This is a genomic window from Streptomyces sp. LS1784, from assembly GCF_020103755.1.
Taxonomy (GTDB): Bacteria; Actinomycetota; Actinomycetes; order Streptomycetales; family Streptomycetaceae; genus Kitasatospora.
This window is the reverse complement of sequence record NZ_JAHSQD010001077.1, coordinates 1-1221: the sequence shown is the minus strand read 5'-3', so window position 1 is coordinate 1221 and position 1221 is coordinate 1. Positions and strand designations below refer to the sequence as shown.

Below are 1221 nucleotides of genomic sequence, written 5' to 3'. Positions count from 1 at the left end.
CACGGTCCGGCCGTCCGCCGCGGCGGGCCCGGCCGCCCAGGCCGTACCGGTCGCGCACACCGGGTTCGGACGGGAGTACCACCCCGGCCGCCCGGCCACGCCCGCCGAGGCGGTGCCGTGGGGGCTGCGGGTGGCCGCCGAGTCGACCTGGCGGCTGCTGTTGCTCGGCGCCGCGCTCTACGTCGTCTTCTACGTGGTCGACATGCTGCGGCTGGTCGCCTTCTCGGTGCTGGCCTCGTTGCTGATCACCGCGCTGCTGGAGCCCTCGGTCTCCTGGCTGCGCCGGCGCGGGGTGCCGCACTCGCTGGCGGCGGGCGGGGTGTTCCTCAGCGGTCTGGCCGGGATCGGCCTTGTCGGCTGGTTCGTGGTCTGGCAGGTGACGACCAACCTCTCGGACGTCACCACCCAGGTGAAGACCGGCGTCAACCAGCTGCGGGACTGGCTGGTCACCGGGCCGCTGCACCTGACCCAGCAGCAGATCACCGACTTCGCCAATCAGATCACCAAGGCCATCACCACCAACACCGATCAGCTCACCTCGGCCTCGATCACCGGCGCGCAGATCGCCGTCGAGGTGCTGACCGCGCTGCTGATGACCTTCTTCACCACCTTCTTCTTCCTCTACGACGGCGCGAAGATCTGGCACTGGGCGCTGCGCGGCCTGCCCCGGCACTCCCGCTTCGCGATGGCCGGAGCCGGCCCGAAGGCCTGGGCGACGCTCACCGCCTACGTGCGCGGCACGGTCTGCGTGGCCTTCATCGACGCGCTCTGCATCGGCATCGGCGTCGACCTGCTGGGCGTGCCGCTGGCCCTGCCACTGGCCGTGATCATCTTCCTGGGCGCCTTCGTCCCGCTGGTCGGCGCGCTGGTCACCGGCACCGTCGCGGTGCTGATCGCGCTGGTCACCCAGGGGCCGTGGACGGCGCTGATGGTGCTGGTGGTGCTGGTGGTGGTGATGCAGGTCGAGAGCCACATCCTCCAGCCGCTGATCCTCGGCCGGGCCGTCCGGGTCCACCCGCTCGGCGTCGTGCTCGGCGTCGCGGCCGGCGGCATCGTCGGCGGCATCGGCGGCGCGGTGGTCGCCGTCCCGCTGATCGCCGTCACCAACACCGTGGTGACCCACCTGCGCCGCCGCAACGAGGCCGGCCAGGCCGTCTTCACCGCGCTCGAAGCCGCCCGCGAGGCCGCCGAGCGCACGGCCGGGCGTACGGCCGAGCGCTC

At 72.6% G+C, this 1221-nt stretch carries 1 protein-coding gene; it reads left to right on the top strand.

Annotated elements, in window-relative coordinates:
- Positions 1-1221: AI-2E family transporter (locus tag KS423_RS45740; RefSeq protein ID WP_224285549.1), on the top strand; the 1221-nt coding region annotated here is incomplete at both ends.